The organism is Simiduia agarivorans SA1 = DSM 21679, assembly GCF_000305785.2.
GTDB classification, from domain to species: domain Bacteria; phylum Pseudomonadota; class Gammaproteobacteria; order Pseudomonadales; family Cellvibrionaceae; genus Simiduia; species Simiduia agarivorans.
The window spans coordinates 4,134,326-4,148,213 of record NC_018868.3 but is presented as its reverse complement, the minus strand read 5'-3'; the positions used below and the strand labels follow the sequence as shown (position 1 = coordinate 4,148,213).

The 13,888-nt window shown below is 57.1% G+C and carries 14 protein-coding genes; 4 read left to right on the top strand and 10 right to left on the bottom strand.

Annotation, left to right across the window (positions count from 1 at the left end; all coding sequences use genetic code 11):
- Positions 1 to 34: 34 nt before the first annotated feature.
- From M5M_RS18525 to M5M_RS18480, 10 genes are all read right to left on the bottom strand, one after another.
- A complete protein-coding gene (locus M5M_RS18525; RefSeq protein WP_015049049.1) occupies positions 35 to 1,348 on the bottom strand; it encodes a M20/M25/M40 family metallo-hydrolase in 1,314 nt (437 codons plus the stop codon).
- Positions 1,336 to 1,977, bottom strand: a complete 642-nt coding sequence (locus M5M_RS18520; RefSeq protein WP_015049048.1) for a LysE family translocator — start codon at positions 1,975 to 1,977, stop codon at positions 1,336 to 1,338. Before M5M_RS18520 ends, M5M_RS18525 begins: the two co-directional genes overlap by 13 nt.
- A gap of 121 nt (positions 1,978 to 2,098) precedes the next feature.
- Entirely contained in the window at positions 2,099 to 3,661 is a 1,563-nt protein-coding gene (locus M5M_RS18515; protein WP_015049047.1) for a SulP family inorganic anion transporter, read from the bottom strand.
- Between the two features lie 65 nt (positions 3,662 to 3,726).
- Complete coding sequence (locus M5M_RS19775; RefSeq protein WP_015049046.1) at positions 3,727 to 4,341, bottom strand: cyclic nucleotide-binding domain-containing protein; 615 nt, start codon at positions 4,339 to 4,341, stop codon at positions 3,727 to 3,729.
- Between the two features lie 57 nt (positions 4,342 to 4,398).
- Positions 4,399 to 4,782, bottom strand: a complete 384-nt coding sequence (gene gloA, locus M5M_RS18505) for a lactoylglutathione lyase (protein WP_015049045.1) — start codon at positions 4,780 to 4,782, stop codon at positions 4,399 to 4,401.
- Positions 4,783 to 4,793: 11 nt separating this feature from the next.
- Positions 4,794 to 6,017, bottom strand: coding sequence for a glycosyltransferase family 9 protein (locus tag M5M_RS18500; protein WP_015049044.1), 1,224 nt, complete (start codon positions 6,015 to 6,017; stop codon positions 4,794 to 4,796).
- Between the two features lie 30 nt (positions 6,018 to 6,047).
- Complete coding sequence (locus M5M_RS19770; protein ID WP_015049043.1) at positions 6,048 to 7,334, bottom strand: phosphatase PAP2 family protein; 1,287 nt, start codon at positions 7,332 to 7,334, stop codon at positions 6,048 to 6,050.
- Positions 7,331 to 8,794: an ArnT family glycosyltransferase gene (locus tag M5M_RS18490; protein ID WP_015049042.1), complete on the bottom strand. Its 1,464-nt coding sequence runs from the start codon at positions 8,792 to 8,794 to the stop codon at positions 7,331 to 7,333. Before M5M_RS18490 ends, M5M_RS19770 begins: the two co-directional genes overlap by 4 nt.
- Before the next feature lie 80 nt (positions 8,795 to 8,874).
- Complete coding sequence (locus M5M_RS18485; protein WP_015049041.1) at positions 8,875 to 9,306, bottom strand: GNAT family N-acetyltransferase; 432 nt, start codon at positions 9,304 to 9,306, stop codon at positions 8,875 to 8,877.
- Between the two features lie 40 nt (positions 9,307 to 9,346).
- Complete coding sequence (locus M5M_RS18480) at positions 9,347 to 9,736, bottom strand: DUF1761 domain-containing protein (protein ID WP_015049040.1); 390 nt, start codon at positions 9,734 to 9,736, stop codon at positions 9,347 to 9,349.
- Between the two features lie 158 nt (positions 9,737 to 9,894).
- Between M5M_RS18480 and M5M_RS18475 the strand changes: the two genes are divergently transcribed.
- The 4 genes from M5M_RS18475 to M5M_RS18460 all read left to right on the top strand — a co-directional run bounded on the left by M5M_RS18475 (position 9,895) and on the right by M5M_RS18460 (position 13,884).
- A complete protein-coding gene (locus tag M5M_RS18475; RefSeq protein WP_015049039.1) occupies positions 9,895 to 10,215 on the top strand; it encodes a hypothetical protein in 321 nt (106 codons plus the stop codon).
- Between the two features lie 108 nt (positions 10,216 to 10,323).
- Positions 10,324 to 12,291, top strand: a complete 1,968-nt coding sequence (locus M5M_RS18470; protein WP_015049038.1) for a coiled-coil domain-containing protein — start codon at positions 10,324 to 10,326, stop codon at positions 12,289 to 12,291.
- Positions 12,292 to 12,599: 308 nt separating this feature from the next.
- On the top strand, positions 12,600 to 12,920 hold the full coding sequence (locus M5M_RS18465; protein ID WP_015049037.1) for a hypothetical protein: 321 nt from the start codon (positions 12,600 to 12,602) through the stop codon (positions 12,918 to 12,920).
- A gap of 46 nt (positions 12,921 to 12,966) precedes the next feature.
- Positions 12,967 to 13,884: a GIN domain-containing protein gene (locus tag M5M_RS18460; protein ID WP_015049036.1), complete on the top strand. Its 918-nt coding sequence runs from the start codon at positions 12,967 to 12,969 to the stop codon at positions 13,882 to 13,884.
- Positions 13,885 to 13,888: the final 4 nt, after the last annotated feature.

The window sequence follows — 13,888 nt, the reverse complement described above, 5'->3', positions numbered from 1 at the left end:
GCCTACCACAGTGCATATGCACAGTAAACGCCAATTAATGTGCATTCGCACTATTCTGACGCTGCGACAGCCGGTACATGAGCAGTGCCGCGCGCTGGCTCTGGCTTCTGAGCGTTGCCATGTTGGCGATTTCATCCGGGGTATGGCCGCCCTCGCCCATCAGGCCCAGGCCGTCCAATGCCATTGCCACCCGGCCGGCGACAAAGGAAATATCTGCCGCACCGGCGCGACGCGGATCCACCGCCACCACCACACCGTGACCGAGATCTTCACTGGCCTGACTGTATAGTGCCAGCAACGCTTCGTTGCCGGGGGTTGGGGCCATTGGCGGATAGCGCTCCTGGTAAGTAAATACTGACTTGGTGTGCGGCAGGCTGGCACTGGCAATGGCCTGCATGCGCGCCCATGCGGCGGTCTGGCTGGCCGGTGATATGGCCCGTAAGTCCCCTTCTACCAGCGCCGTGGCCGCGATTACATTGGCTTTGCCGAATGCCCGCCCGCGGCTGGCGGCGGTTTCTTCCACGTCGGTGCCGGCCAGCACAAAGCCCGGGTTATAGGTCAGCAACGGCTGGTCACTCAATTCCGTGCGGAATGCGTTCAGTACCCGCGCCATTTCGTACACAGCGCCAAAGCCCACATCTTCGCGGAACACCTGTGAGGAGTGCGCCGGTTTACCGCTGACCTCCAGGCGCCAGCTGGCAGAACCCCGGCGGGCGATCACTGCGGTGGCCGGGTCTGAATCACCGTCTTCGAAACCCAGCGCTACATCGGCCCAATCACCCGCGGCCAGTAGCGGCGCCACAGCCAATTCGATGGGCTCCCCCCGGGCTTCTTCATCGCCGGTCAGCACCACCTGAATCTGCAATTGGTCCAACACCCCCGCATCCTGCAACGCGTGCAATGCCATCAGCATCACCACATTGCCGCCCTTCATGTCGGTAATGCCCGGCCCCTTGACCCGACCATCGGCCAACGGCTGCCAGCGCTGGAATTTGTCCTGTGGCGCAAACACGGTATCCAGATGGCCGATCAATAATATTTTCGGGCCTTGTTTGCCGCGCCGGGCCAACAGATGTCCGGCGCGGTTAAACGCACTGCCATCGTGCCATTGCGTGGTAAAGCCCAGGGCTTCAAAGGCGGGCACAAACTCATCGGCGACGGCTTTCACACCCGCGTGGTTGTGGGTGCCGCTGTTAATATTGACCACCCGTTCCAGCAGGGCGAGGTATTGCGGTTCAATCGCGTCCACCGATGCCTGCAATGTACGCTCCACCGCAGTGAGTCCCGCCTGTACCGCTAAACTGCACCCACACAGTGCGGCCAACCCCAGCCATTTCATGATTGCCATTGTGCTACTGCCTCCTCGCCTACGATAAACATGGCCAACGCCACCAGAATGCCACCGGACACCCGCTCCTGAATCAACGGCGCGCGCGGATGCGCGGCCAGCCAGCGGCGCACGCGGCTTGCGCCCAAGGCGACGATGATGTCACAGGGCACAGCGGACAGGGTGACAATCAATCCCAACACCAGCAACTGTGGCCCCAGCGGGCCGTAGCTCGCGTCGGCAAATTGCGGCAACAGTGCCAAAAAGAACAGTGCGGTCTTGGGGTTCGTGGCCTCGACCAGGAAACTCTCGCGGAAAATCCGGCCATTGCTGCGCTTTGCCGACTGCCCCACCGACAGGTCGGGCTGGCTGCGTAAATACTGCACGCCCAGATACAACAGATACGCGGCACCCACCAGCTTCACCGCTGTAAACAACACCGGCGCATATAAAAATACGGCAGCCAGGCCCACGCTCGCCGCCAACACATGCACCAAACTGCCCGCAGCTAAACCCGCAGCCGCCACGAAGCCGGCCTCAGGCCCCTGTGCCAGCGACCGCGCCATCACATACAGATTGCTCGGCCCGGGCGATAAATTCAGCAGCAGCGCAGCAAAGGTAAAACTCACAAGCACTTCTATCGGTGGCATGGGCATTCTCCTAGGATTGACGGCTCACTATGCGTGGGGATAAAACCATAAATCAAGCAGCAAACACGGCAGATACAAAAAAGCCGGCGTTTACGCCGGCTTTTGATAACGCAATCTGCGATCAGGTGTGATCAACGGCCACGCGATAATTCGGGTCTTCCAGCAGATTGACCTCCACCAGGTCGCCCGCGCGCCGCAATAGTGATACGCAGTCTTTCGACAAATGCCGCAAATGCAACGTTTTGCCCTGCGCGCGGTATTTGTCGGCCAGACTGTCGATGGCCTCCAGTGCAGAGTGGTCGGCCACACGCGAGCGCTGGAATTCAATCACCACGTGCTCCGGGTCATTGTGCGGGTCGAACAGCTCTTTGAAGTTGGCCACCGAGCCGAAGAAAATAGGACCGCGCAATTCGTAGACTTTGTAGCCCTGATCGTCCAGATAGGTGACCACATTGATGTGCTTGGCGTGCTGCCAGGCGAATACCAGTGCCGACACGATAACGCCCACAATCACCGCAATCGCCAGATCAAATGCCACGGTCACACCCGACACCAGAATCAGGATCAGTGCATCGGAACGCGGAATTTTTTTGATGATCCGGAAACTCGACCATTCAAACGTGCCCAGCACCACCATGAACATGATGCCCACCAACGCCGCCAGCGGAATCATTTCGATGTATTTGGCGCCGAACAGAATGAACGCCAGCAACACCACAGCTGCGGTGATACCGGACAAGCGCCCGCGCCCACCGGAATTAATATTGATCATGCTCTGGCCGATCATGGCGCAGCCGCCCATGCCGCCGAAGAAGCCATTAACGGTGTTGGCAATGCCCTGGCCCACGCACTCGCGGTTGCTGTTGCCACGGGTATCGGTGATTTCATCGATCAGCGACAGCGTCAGCAGGGATTCAATCAGACCGATGGCGGCAATGATGGCAGCGTAAGGGAAAATAATCGCCAGCGTCTCCCAGGTGAATGGCACGGCGGGAATCGCAAAACTCGGCAACTCACCTTTGAGTGTGGCGGTGGCCGCTTGTTCCGGTGGCAGCATGTCGCGCACAAAATCAATGACCGTGCGCGCTTCCAGATCCAGTCCCAGTACCGCCAGGGTGACCGCAATAATGGCCACCAGACCGGCGGGTACGGCTTGGGTAATTTTGGGCAGGAAGTGCATGATCGCCATGGTGATCGCAATCAGGATGCCCATGGTGTAGAGCATCTCGCCCTGCAGCCAGTGCATCTCGCCATCGGCACCGCGCAACATGAATTGGCCCATTTGCGCCAGGAAAATCACAATGGCCAGGCCATTCACAAAACCCAGCATCACAGGGTACGGCACCATGCGGATAAACTTGCCCAGCCGGCAGACACCGGCGGTGATCTGCAGCACACCGGCCAACACCACCATGGCAAACAGGTATTGCACGCCGTGTTCGGCCACCAGGCTGATCATCACCACCGCGGTGGCGCCGGTCGCGCCTGAAATCATACCCGGCCGGCCGCCGAATACGGCGGTCAGCAGGCCCATCATAAAGGCCGCATAAAGCCCCACCATGGGTTCGACACCCGCCACAAATGCAAAGGCCACCGCCTCTGGCACCAAGGCCAGTGCCACGGTCGTGCCCGACAGAATGTCGTTTTTGACGTTGGACTCGGCCCCATTGATGAGATTAAACATGCGTACCCCAATGCGTTTAAAGGGCGCGCATACTAACAGATAGGTGTTATCAGACCAAGAATTGATCAGCTGATGGAACTGCGGGCCCCGACCCACTCAGTGTAGTCCTGATCGTGGCGCATGAGGCGGCGACTGACATCGCGGGAAAGATTGAGCAACAGGTGGGTGAACAGCGCGGGATTATCCCGGTTCAACTGTGCGAATGCTTGTACAGACAAGGCCAGCACTTCGCCGGCCTCCACACAAAAGGCCGCATCTGAATGGGGCTGAACACCCAACAACGCCACATCGCCAAAGCTAGAGCCCAGCGCCAATGATTCTTTCACCACCTGCCCGAAAGGCGACTCCAGGCGCAACTCAACGCGACCACTGAGCACCAGGTATATCGCTGCAGGCAAATCTCCCGTGCGGTATACCGCGTCGCCTGGGCGCAAGGTTCGCAGATAACAATAGCCCAGCAGGGCCGGCATGTCCGACTCGTCAATACCACCGAACAACGCCGCGTCCTTCACCCGGGGCTGGACATAGCCCGCCATATACCGTGTGTGGCCACGATGACCATCGGAGCGCCAATCGCGCAGGGTGCCAGCATCAAAACATGTCAACGGGTGATCCCCCTTGGCCGATTCAGTGTGGGTTGTGTTCAATCCGCAATCGCGCAGATGACACAACAACGTCATAGCTCAGACATAAAAAAAGCCGGTTGGTTCCCAACCGGCTTGCATCACACAATCGACTTACTTTTCCGACAGCAGTTCGAGCTTGTACCCATCCGGGTCCTCAACAAAGGCCAGAATGGTCGTACCGTGTTTCATGGGGCCCGGCTCGCGCACGATTTTGCCACCGGCGGCGCGGATTTTTTCACAGGCCGCGTAGACATCATCGACGGCGATAGCGAGGTGGCCGAAACCGTTACCCAATTCATAGCTGGCCGTATCCCAATTGTGGGTCAACTCCAGCACCGTGGTGTCGCTTTCTTCGCCGTAGCCCAGAAATGCCAGCGTGAATTTGCCGTCCGGGTAATCTTTCTGGCGCAGCAAACGCATTCCCATGACGTCGGTATAGAAACGGATGGATGCCTGCAGGTCGCCAACGCGTAACATGGTGTGAAGAAAGCGCATGGAAGTACTCCTTATTGAGCCGCTATCCGATCGAGATGGGGATGAATCGCTGCCAGCGCCTGCGCCGGCAACAAATCTTTCACGCAGCGATTATCAACACAATCGGTCTTGCGGTGATTGGCGGCACTGACGCAGGGAGAACACGCCAGCCCCAGGTAAAGCGCCGTGGAATTACCCAGTGAACTGTAGAGCGCCGGCGTTTCCGGTCCGAAAATGACAAAGGTACGCAGTGGCGTCACCGCCGAGAAATGCCCGGGGCCGGAATCGTTGGTGAGCATCATGTCGGCCACAAAATACAGCGGCACCAATTCTTTGAAGGCAAACTTGCCGGCACTGTTTACACAGCGCGGATGATCCACCGCGTTCTTCAATGCTTCTGCACCGGCAAATTCACCCGGCGCGCCGGTAATGACGATCAATATGTCGTCGTAGCGTGCCAGCAGGTTTTCGATCACTGCCTGGAAATGCTCGGCCGGCCAGCGGCGTTGTGGCAACAGGTCGCTGGCGTTCGGGTTGATCAGCACCACGCGCTGGCCCGGTTGATAATCCGGGCTCAGCGACTGCAAGGTCGCGTGGATGCGCGCGATGGCCTGTTCATCCCGTGGTGCCTGGGCCAGCACAATATCCTCGTCGCGAATCAGCGACTTGCAGAAAGGTAACTGCTCTTCCTGCATCATCGCGGTGTGCGACAGGGCCATGAAATTTTTGGCGATATGCTGATGCGCGTTGTAAACCACCGGCCGGGTGAGAAAATTACCCCGGTACAAGCCTTCGCTGTGATAGGCCACAAAACCAATCAGATTGACTGCGCCGGTCACCCGCGACAGCAAGGCCGACACACGGGAAAACATCTCCATATCAATCACGGTATCGATGTCGTTGCGACGGCACCACACCATGAAGCGCAGCGTATCCCACACCAGCGTGAATAAATTGTCCTCACGGAAGGTGAACAGATTTTTTTCCGGAATGGTATTCAACAGATGCAAGCTGCCCACGTTTTTCTTGAAGATAGCAAAAAACACCTGGGCGCCTGGCTGCTCTTTCACGTAGCGCAATGCCGGGTCTGCAATAATGGCACTGCCCATTTCGGACAGCTCAAGAAACAGGACATTTTTCGCCGCTTTTTTGGCCGGGCGAAATATCAGCTGCCACAGACTAAACCACACCGACAACACAAAGCACAATGGAATGCCCGCATAGCGGTCAATCTTGCGCATGGTATCCACTTTCATTTGTTACGCTCTCTTGTGTTGATCAGCAAATTAATCTTTGCCGTAAACTTTAAAAATCAAAAAACCGGCAACCACATAATTAAACAGCGCGCCCGCAATAACCCCTAGAATAAGCGCCAACTGGCTGTGTTCGGCGAAAAATGGCACGCTGGTCGTCAGCCCGTAGAATGTGCCCATACTGGGGACAAAGCTGATCAGACACATCAGCAGGTACTTGGCCCACTGCACGCGTTTGCGATCGTTATCCGCATCCTTGAAGGTAAACACCCGGTTCAGGTACCAGTTCCAGCTCGAGGTCAGCCAATAGGCGATGGAGCGCGCCACCAGTAAGTTCATGCCAAGCCAGCTGTAAAACAAGGCGTAAAGCGTCATATCCACCACAAAGCCGCTGCCACCCACCATGCCAAATTTGAATACCCGCGACAGCGCGCGACTGGCAGATTCCTTGAACAACCGCTGCGCCACCCATTCCGCCACAGGCCAAAGCAATTGCGCAAACAGAAACAATGCTGCGCCGGCCGCCAGACCGGACGCAATCCAACGAAACGCCGTCACCCCCTGGTACTGTTCGTAGCCGGTGTTGTGCAGAAATCCGTTCACGCTCACCAACAATAGCAATACCGCCAGCAGCCATTGCCCCCAGCGGGCAATTTCCACCGGCCGACCGGCAAACTGGCGATAAATGAACACCGCCACGAAAATACCAATGCTGCTGCCGGCCATCACATCGGCAGGCCAGTGCACGCCCACCATAATGCGCGACAACGCGCCCAGCGCCCCCAGACCCAACACGCCCAGCGTCACCAGACGCTGACGAATAGACAGCGCCACCAACGCCGCCGCTAACCAGGCGGTGCCACTGTGGCCGGAAGGAAAACTGTTGGATTTGTATGCCTTGCCCACCACATCAAACAGCGCCATATCCAAAACCGCCGGCGGCCGGGCAGCATCAAACCAGTGTTTGGGCACCTGAATCAGAATGCCGGCCAATACGGCCGCCAGGAAAATGTACGCCAATGCGCGCGGGTTGCGGATAAACACCCCGATGGCGAGACAGGCAGCCACCGAGCCATCGCCCAGCACCGTGAGCAGCGCGCGCTGATCAGGGGTCAACCCGCTGAAGGCCTGATTGATAGACAGAAACAATGCCTGATTCCAGCTCTCTACGCTGAACAGCGCAAAGCCGGCTGCCATGGCCACCACTGCCAGCGCCAACAGGCAGTTTTCCAACCCTGGCCGGTGCTCGGGCACACTGGGCGCAGACAAAAGCCCGAACAAGTTGCCCGGGTTGGGCTGGGCTTGGAGCATGGCCGTCATGGGTTCAATTCCTCATTGGCGGGTGCTGTGGCACACAAGTAATAAAGATAAACATTCACCGTCACCGCCTGCATTTTAAAATCCAGCGTATCGATCAGCCTGCAATCGAGGTGCTCCGGTATTTTCAGGGTGGTATCCCGCGGCATGCGTTTTTCCGCGCGCACCAGAATCGCTGGCGCCACAGGCTCGCCCCACCAGAGCGAGAACTGACTGGTTTTGTCCGACAAAACCCGCACGGGCATTTGGGTGTACCAGGCCATCCGGCTGCCTTCCGTCCAATTCCGTACCCACAGCTGGGCACCCGGCGCCCGACTGTCGCGCAAATCCAGCAGGCGCTGCGCCGCAGGCTCCCAGCCGTGCAAATCCCGCACTGCAGGCGCCAGTTTTGGTTCCGACGCCAGTGGCGGCGCAATCAGCAACAACCACAGTACGCCGTTGACCAGCACCAGGTAGACCGCACCCAATCCCACCAGCAGCTTTGCGCCAGCCGCTGACACAGACCGTAACCGGGCAGCGGCAAATGGCGCCAACAGGACCCAGGCCATGGCTGTCCAATGGGGCAGATCCTCGCCATTGCCAGCAGACCACAGCGCAGTGATCAGCAACAGCAATGCCGACACCCGTAAAAAACTGGCCGCGATGGCGCCGGTTGCAGGCAAGGTGCGGGCACCCGCTAACGCGGCAAATACCCACAGGGGTCCATAGGACAACAGTAAGATGACGGCATAGCGCAGACTCTTGGCGCCCTGCCACTCGCCTTTGGCACCGTGATTGAACTGGTATTCAAAAGACACCCAATCGTGCGTCCAGTTCCACCAAAATACCGGCGCAACCACAACCGCGGCAACGACCACCGCCAACCAGGGCCCGGGACTCGCCAGCCAGGCAAACCGCCGGTAGCTGGACAAGACCCACAACAATGCCAGCGCCGAAAATACCGCAGTGTATTTACTGAGACCGGCAAGGCCCAGCAAAACGCCCAACAGCAACCAGTGCGTAAGTCGTGCACCATTGCTCTGGTCGATGGCCAGCACCAGCCGCGCCAACAGCAACGCGCACAAAATGAGTGGCGTATCCGGCACCAGACCGAAGCCGAGCACCTGCACCAGGGGCGCGCTGGCGGCCAGCAACACGGCCAGATTGGCGGTGGCAACCGAGTGATACAGCGCCTGAGTGAGGTACTTCAGTTGCCAGAAGATACACAGCCACAGGACCAGTGCCGGCAGCCGGACCCAAAAAGCGGAGTCGCCGCCATGCAGGAACAGCCAATGAATCCAGCCCACCATGGGCGGATGATCAAAATAACTCCAATCCGGGAAGCGCCCATACAGCGCATAATGGGCCTCGTCCACACCCAGACCGGACAAGGGCGCCACCAAAAGATGAACCACCGCAAACAACGCCAGAATAACCGGCGTGGCAAGCGGCGAATGCAGGCAATGTCGCCAAGTAAAATTCATCAGAAAGTATGCCCCGGGCAAAAGGCGGCATTATCCCAATAGCGGCGGGATGGGGCAACTCGCCGTTGGTGCAAATGCCATCAATCGGGTTGTTGTACCAATGGCTTCAGGAAATGGTAGCTGCTGATGGTCATGCCCTGGGCAAAATAGAATTTATGGGCCTGCGCCCGCTGGGTGCCACTGTCGAGGTGCAGATAGGCACAGCCCTGAACGCGGGCATAGGCTTCCAGCCAGGCAAGTATTTCCTCGCCGTAGCCTTGCGAGCGCCTGGTCTGGTCTGTGACCAGATCATCCACATAAAGATAGCGCCCCAGGTGCAAATTGGTGGCAACCCGAAAGCCGGCCACTGCCGCCACGCCGCTGTCGGCTTGCAGCATCGCCAACAGGTAGCCCTCTTTCTGCATTTGCCGCACAGTTGCGAGAAAGCGGTTTGCCAGCAGGTGCGGGCGTAATTGCGCCATGACCGGGAAGCAACCCTGAATCTCACTGTCGGTTGTGGCTAACTTGATCACGTATCCATCCTTAGTAGTGTCTGAATCCGCGCCAGGCTGATTACCAGGCGCCTAAAATTGTTCCCATTACGGCAAAACTGCACAGGTTGTAACCGGCATTGATGGCCCACAGTTTAAACGGGCGCTGCTCGAACAGATAACCCACACCGAATGCAATGGCCACCCAGACGCCGGCCATCAAGCCCCAGTGCAATCCCAACAGCCAATGCGCATCGGGGCCCATGGCCTGCGCTAACATAAACGCGGCCGCCGCCTGCAACACAAATGTCGTGCCGTAGATTTTAGCCATATTGGCCTGCTGAATCGCCTGCTCCGAAATACCCACCAGCGCCATCCAGGCACGACCGAACAAGGGGCCGTACCAGATGCCACCCAACACAAAACAACTGAGCGTGGCCGCACCCCATGCCACCCAATTAATACCTGTCATTTGCACCCTCCTGTTATTGTTTCCGGCCTGCCAATCGTGGCGCCATTGCAACCGCAAATCAGCGTCTCGCGGCGCCCCATGCTGTACGACACACCGGCATTGGGCTAATCTAGCAGATTGCCCGACTACTTTAGTACTCATTCTCCCTGTCACCCAGCATGAAACCGCTAAAAACCAAAGCCCAGATCAGAGCTGAGATAGAAGCGCAGGTCGACGCCTATATCCACCAAGGTGGTGAGGTCAATGCCGTTCCCATGGGTGCATCGGGGCGCGAGCCCGGTGGCCATCAACCGCTCAGCGTGCTGTTTGACCGCAAGCAACAACCGCGCACGCAGGTACAAGATGTCATCCAGGCCATAGAAGCCCGCAAACAATCCAAATCCCCGGGCCCAACCCCACGCGCACCGCGCAAGCCCCGCAAACAAATTATCTATGACGATTTTGGCCAGCCCCTGCGCTGGCAGTGGGTTGAAGAGTAACAGGCCACTGGAATTGCCTGCTAAGTACCCAAAGTCATAAAGCCTGCTAGGCTCTAGGTAGGTATATAGACGCCAGACCTCAAACCAGTTAACTGCCCGGAGCACGGGATGTCGGACACTGTGTACATTATCATTATCGCTGAGCTGCTGTTCGTGTGCGGTTTTTGCGGATACCTGATAATCAAGCTGCGCCAACGACTGCAACGCTTAACCCAGCGGCTGAGCCCAGCAACCTCCGGTAACACAACGACTGAGCCCACAGACCCCTCGGTGATTGCGTACATCGTCAGCCAATTGAAGGCGACTCGCGGCCTGCCGGAAACCGACATGGGCAAAGCGCTGGATCTGAATCCGCTGATCACCACCGTGCGTTGCGCCTACCTGAATGCGGAAAGACGCGCACTCAAACAACCCGAAAACTCCAAAGAGTACTGGCTGACCTTGCGCGATGAAATCAACAAGGTCATTGGTATTCTGTCCACCGAAGCCAAACGCACGGGCGCCGAAAACACCCAACTAAAGGAAAAACTCAAACTCTTGCGAGATCGCCTGGAAAAGCTGGGCGACAACGATTGGGTCGCTGGCAACGCCAACCTGAGTACAGCCGAGAGCGACCAACCGGGTTATGTACTGAGATTCAATCGCGGTCTGGACACCAGCAGCCAAAGCGCCACCAAAGCCAGCCGGCACGGCTTATCGCTGTTCAATAAACTGGAGCAACAGAAACAACACACGCAAAAACTCACCCACATGCTCAAGCAGGAGCAGGATCAAAGCGACCTCGAAATGAAGGTAGCCCAGTACGAGCGCATGCTGTACAAAATGGAGCACGAGTCTGCGACTCTGCAAAAATCCCTGAACGATGCCAAGAAACAACTGGCCCATGTGGACAAGGCCTTTAATTCGCCCAACCCCACCGAGGAACAGACCCGCACCCTGCTCAGTGTCATCCGCGCTTCACGCGAGGGATCGGACAAGTCCGAAAACCCCTTTGAAGACCTGCTCAAAGACAGCCACGCGCTGAGTAACCAAAGCCGCAAAAACCTGGACGGCCTGCAAAAGACCATCGTTGACCAACGCAAGTCCATCTTGTCTATGGAGTCCACCATCGCCCAGCTGGAATCCGAACTGGCGGGCAATAAAGAGGGTAACGACGCCAAACGCTCCGAACTGGACAAACTCAAGCGCGCACTGATGGAATCGGAAACCTGCATACAGGTGCTGGAAAACGAAGTGGAGAATCTCTACAGCCACTTACAGGAATTACAGAAACAGCGGGAGGAGTTGCAGGCGCACTACAAAGACGTGGAAGACGACAAGCTTCTCGCCACCATTGAGTCCGAGCGCGAGCAAGGTCAACTCGAAAAACAAATGCAGCAGATGGTAAACAGCAGCCTGAATGCCGGCTTCCTCACCGAGTTCATGACCAATGCCATTGAGTCGGGCTCGCTGGAAGACCTGATCACCGTATTGCAACATGCGGTCACTGAAATGGGATTCCAGTCCATCATCCGGTTGCAGGTGGGCAATAGCAAAGTGGATATCGCGTCGTTGGGCAAGCTCAGCAAGGAAGACAAACTACTGATCGACCGGCTGGAGTTTGACCATAAATCACCCATCCAGAGTAAAGATAAACGCGTCACCCTGCACATGCGCAACGCCCGGGCCATACTCAAATTCAGCAAAGCCGGTGAAAAACTGGCCGACAACCAAAAACAGTACCTTGAGGCTTTGTTTAACTTCAGCTCCAACCTGGCCGACAAAGTCGCCGCGCAAAAAGACATCAATAAGCGGCTCGACAATTACGAATACTTTAACGAAATGCTGCAGACCATCAGTGCCAACATGGAAGCCCAGTACCGCTATCAGCGCGAAGAAACACAGTCCATCATCCAGTCGATTGTGGACCAGAGTCACATGTTGGTGGGCGAGAAGGCCACGCCCGGCCAACAATCCGTACTGCAGGCCATGGAAGATGAAGCCAAGCAACGCACCGACCTGCTGGACGCCAACCGCGCCATCGTGCGCAAGCAATTCATCAAAATGCTGGAAAAGCTGGAAGCCGGCAAAGCCTGACACCGGCGTTTGATGAAAAACCCGCGGCTAAGACCCGCTGCAATACCCTTCTGTCACCCCCCTATAACACCCCTATAACACCTCTATAACACCTCACCGACCTTGGCCGTAGAATTCACCCCCATCCGGAACCACCGTAACCCCTTGTTTTTATTGACTTAAATTCGTCGCACGACGAATTGAGTACGAAAAATCAACAAATTTATTGCGTTATACAATACTAGTGTTATAGTTACGTATAACACCAGGTCAGCAAGGAAAGCAGTTTGCTTATCCACCCAGTCACCGAATATGCAAGGAACAAGACAATGAACACCACCAACACTATCGCCGCCCTGATTCTGACTGCCAGCGCCGGATTGGCTAACGCAGGAAGCATCGACGCACCCGTACCGCAAATCGACACCACCTGGGCCCTGGCCAAGGTTGAAATGCCAGAGCCCACTTTTGCGGGCCAGGTGAAGGCACCGGTTTTACTCAGCCAGGCACAAGACCAGCGGGTCTGGACCTTCCGCAGCATGGTCGATGGCCAGTGGGTTGAAACCCAGGTCACGGAACTGGTCTCCGAAGCGGCGCGCAGCCTGGCCAACACAGCGTTTGACAGCGCCCGCGAAATGGCCGGCCTGTAATTAATCACTCATCAACAATAACCAGTACACAGCACAGGAACATATGATGAAAGCATTCCTCAACCTCAACCTTGCGGCCAGCTTGCTGGCCGGCCTTTTATTCTTTCCGTTGGCTCAGGCTGACGAACTGCTGAAAAAGACCGTGGATATCAGCGACATCGACGCGGTCGAAATTGCCGGCCCCGGCCTGCTGTCCATCAGCCAGGGGGACACCGAAGCGCTGGAAATCATTGCCAGCGCCAAAGCCATGGAGCGTGTTGAAGTCGATGCCCGCGGTTCAACGCTGCGCCTGCGACTGAAAGATGGCAGCAGCTGGGGCTGGTTCAAAATGGATAACAATATCCACTACAAACTTTCCCTTAAGACCCTCAACAAGTTGCGTTCCGCCGGCTCTGTCGATACAGAGTTTCTCACCCACCTCACCGGTGACGCGCTGAAATTGGATCGCGCAGGCTCCGGCGATTTACGCGCAAAAGCCATCATTGTTAAAAAATTCTCACTGTCCAGTGCCGGGTCGGGCGACTTTTCCGCCGATGTAATCCAGGCCGATGAGATTGAGTTGAGCAGCGCCGGCTCGGGTGATCTGCGGGCCAACAGCATGAAGGCAACCGACCTGATTGAAGTCAGTTCCGCCGGTTCGGGTGACACCCGCATCGACCAACTGAACACCAGCCGGTTTGAAATCACCATGGGCGGTTCCGGCGATGCGCAAATTAACGGTGGAGAAGTCGACAGCCAGCGCGTGAGCGTGAGCGGTTCAGGCAACTACACCGCGCCAAAAATGAAAAGCCGCGATGCGCAGGTGGATTTAAGCGGATCGGCCGACGCGAAAGTATGGGCGACTGATTCATTGGAAGTTGACGCCAGCGGCGCTTCGGATGTGCATTACTACGGACAACCCAGTATCAAGGTCGATACCAGTGGTGCCAGCAGCGTTAAATCGCTCGGCATGTCACCTCACTGATCCC

Excerpts from the sequence above, each read along its gene's own strand:
- M5M_RS18525 (WP_015049049.1), bottom strand. The coding sequence starts at position 1,348 with ATGGCAATCATGAAATGGCTGGGGTTGGCCGCACTGTGTGGGTGCAGT.
- M5M_RS18520 (WP_015049048.1), bottom strand. The coding sequence starts at position 1,977 with ATGCCACCGATAGAAGTGCTTGTGAGTTTTACCTTTGCTGCGCTGCTG.
- M5M_RS18515 (WP_015049047.1), bottom strand. The coding sequence starts at position 3,661 with ATGTTTAATCTCATCAATGGGGCCGAGTCCAACGTCAAAAACGACATT.
- M5M_RS19775 (WP_015049046.1), bottom strand. The coding sequence starts at position 4,341 with ATGACGTTGTTGTGTCATCTGCGCGATTGCGGATTGAACACAACCCAC.
- gloA (WP_015049045.1), bottom strand. The coding sequence starts at position 4,782 with ATGCGCTTTCTTCACACCATGTTACGCGTTGGCGACCTGCAGGCATCC.
- M5M_RS18500 (WP_015049044.1), bottom strand. The coding sequence starts at position 6,017 with ATGAAAGTGGATACCATGCGCAAGATTGACCGCTATGCGGGCATTCCA.
- M5M_RS19770 (WP_015049043.1), bottom strand. The coding sequence starts at position 7,334 with ATGACGGCCATGCTCCAAGCCCAGCCCAACCCGGGCAACTTGTTCGGG.
- M5M_RS18490 (WP_015049042.1), bottom strand. The coding sequence starts at position 8,794 with ATGAATTTTACTTGGCGACATTGCCTGCATTCGCCGCTTGCCACGCCG.
- M5M_RS18480 (WP_015049040.1), bottom strand. The coding sequence starts at position 9,736 with ATGACAGGTATTAATTGGGTGGCATGGGGTGCGGCCACGCTCAGTTGT.
- M5M_RS18475 (WP_015049039.1), top strand. The coding sequence starts at position 9,895 with ATGAAACCGCTAAAAACCAAAGCCCAGATCAGAGCTGAGATAGAAGCG.
- M5M_RS18470 (WP_015049038.1), top strand. The coding sequence starts at position 10,324 with ATGTCGGACACTGTGTACATTATCATTATCGCTGAGCTGCTGTTCGTG.
- M5M_RS18465 (WP_015049037.1), top strand. The coding sequence starts at position 12,600 with ATGAACACCACCAACACTATCGCCGCCCTGATTCTGACTGCCAGCGCC.
- M5M_RS18460 (WP_015049036.1), top strand. The coding sequence starts at position 12,967 with ATGAAAGCATTCCTCAACCTCAACCTTGCGGCCAGCTTGCTGGCCGGC.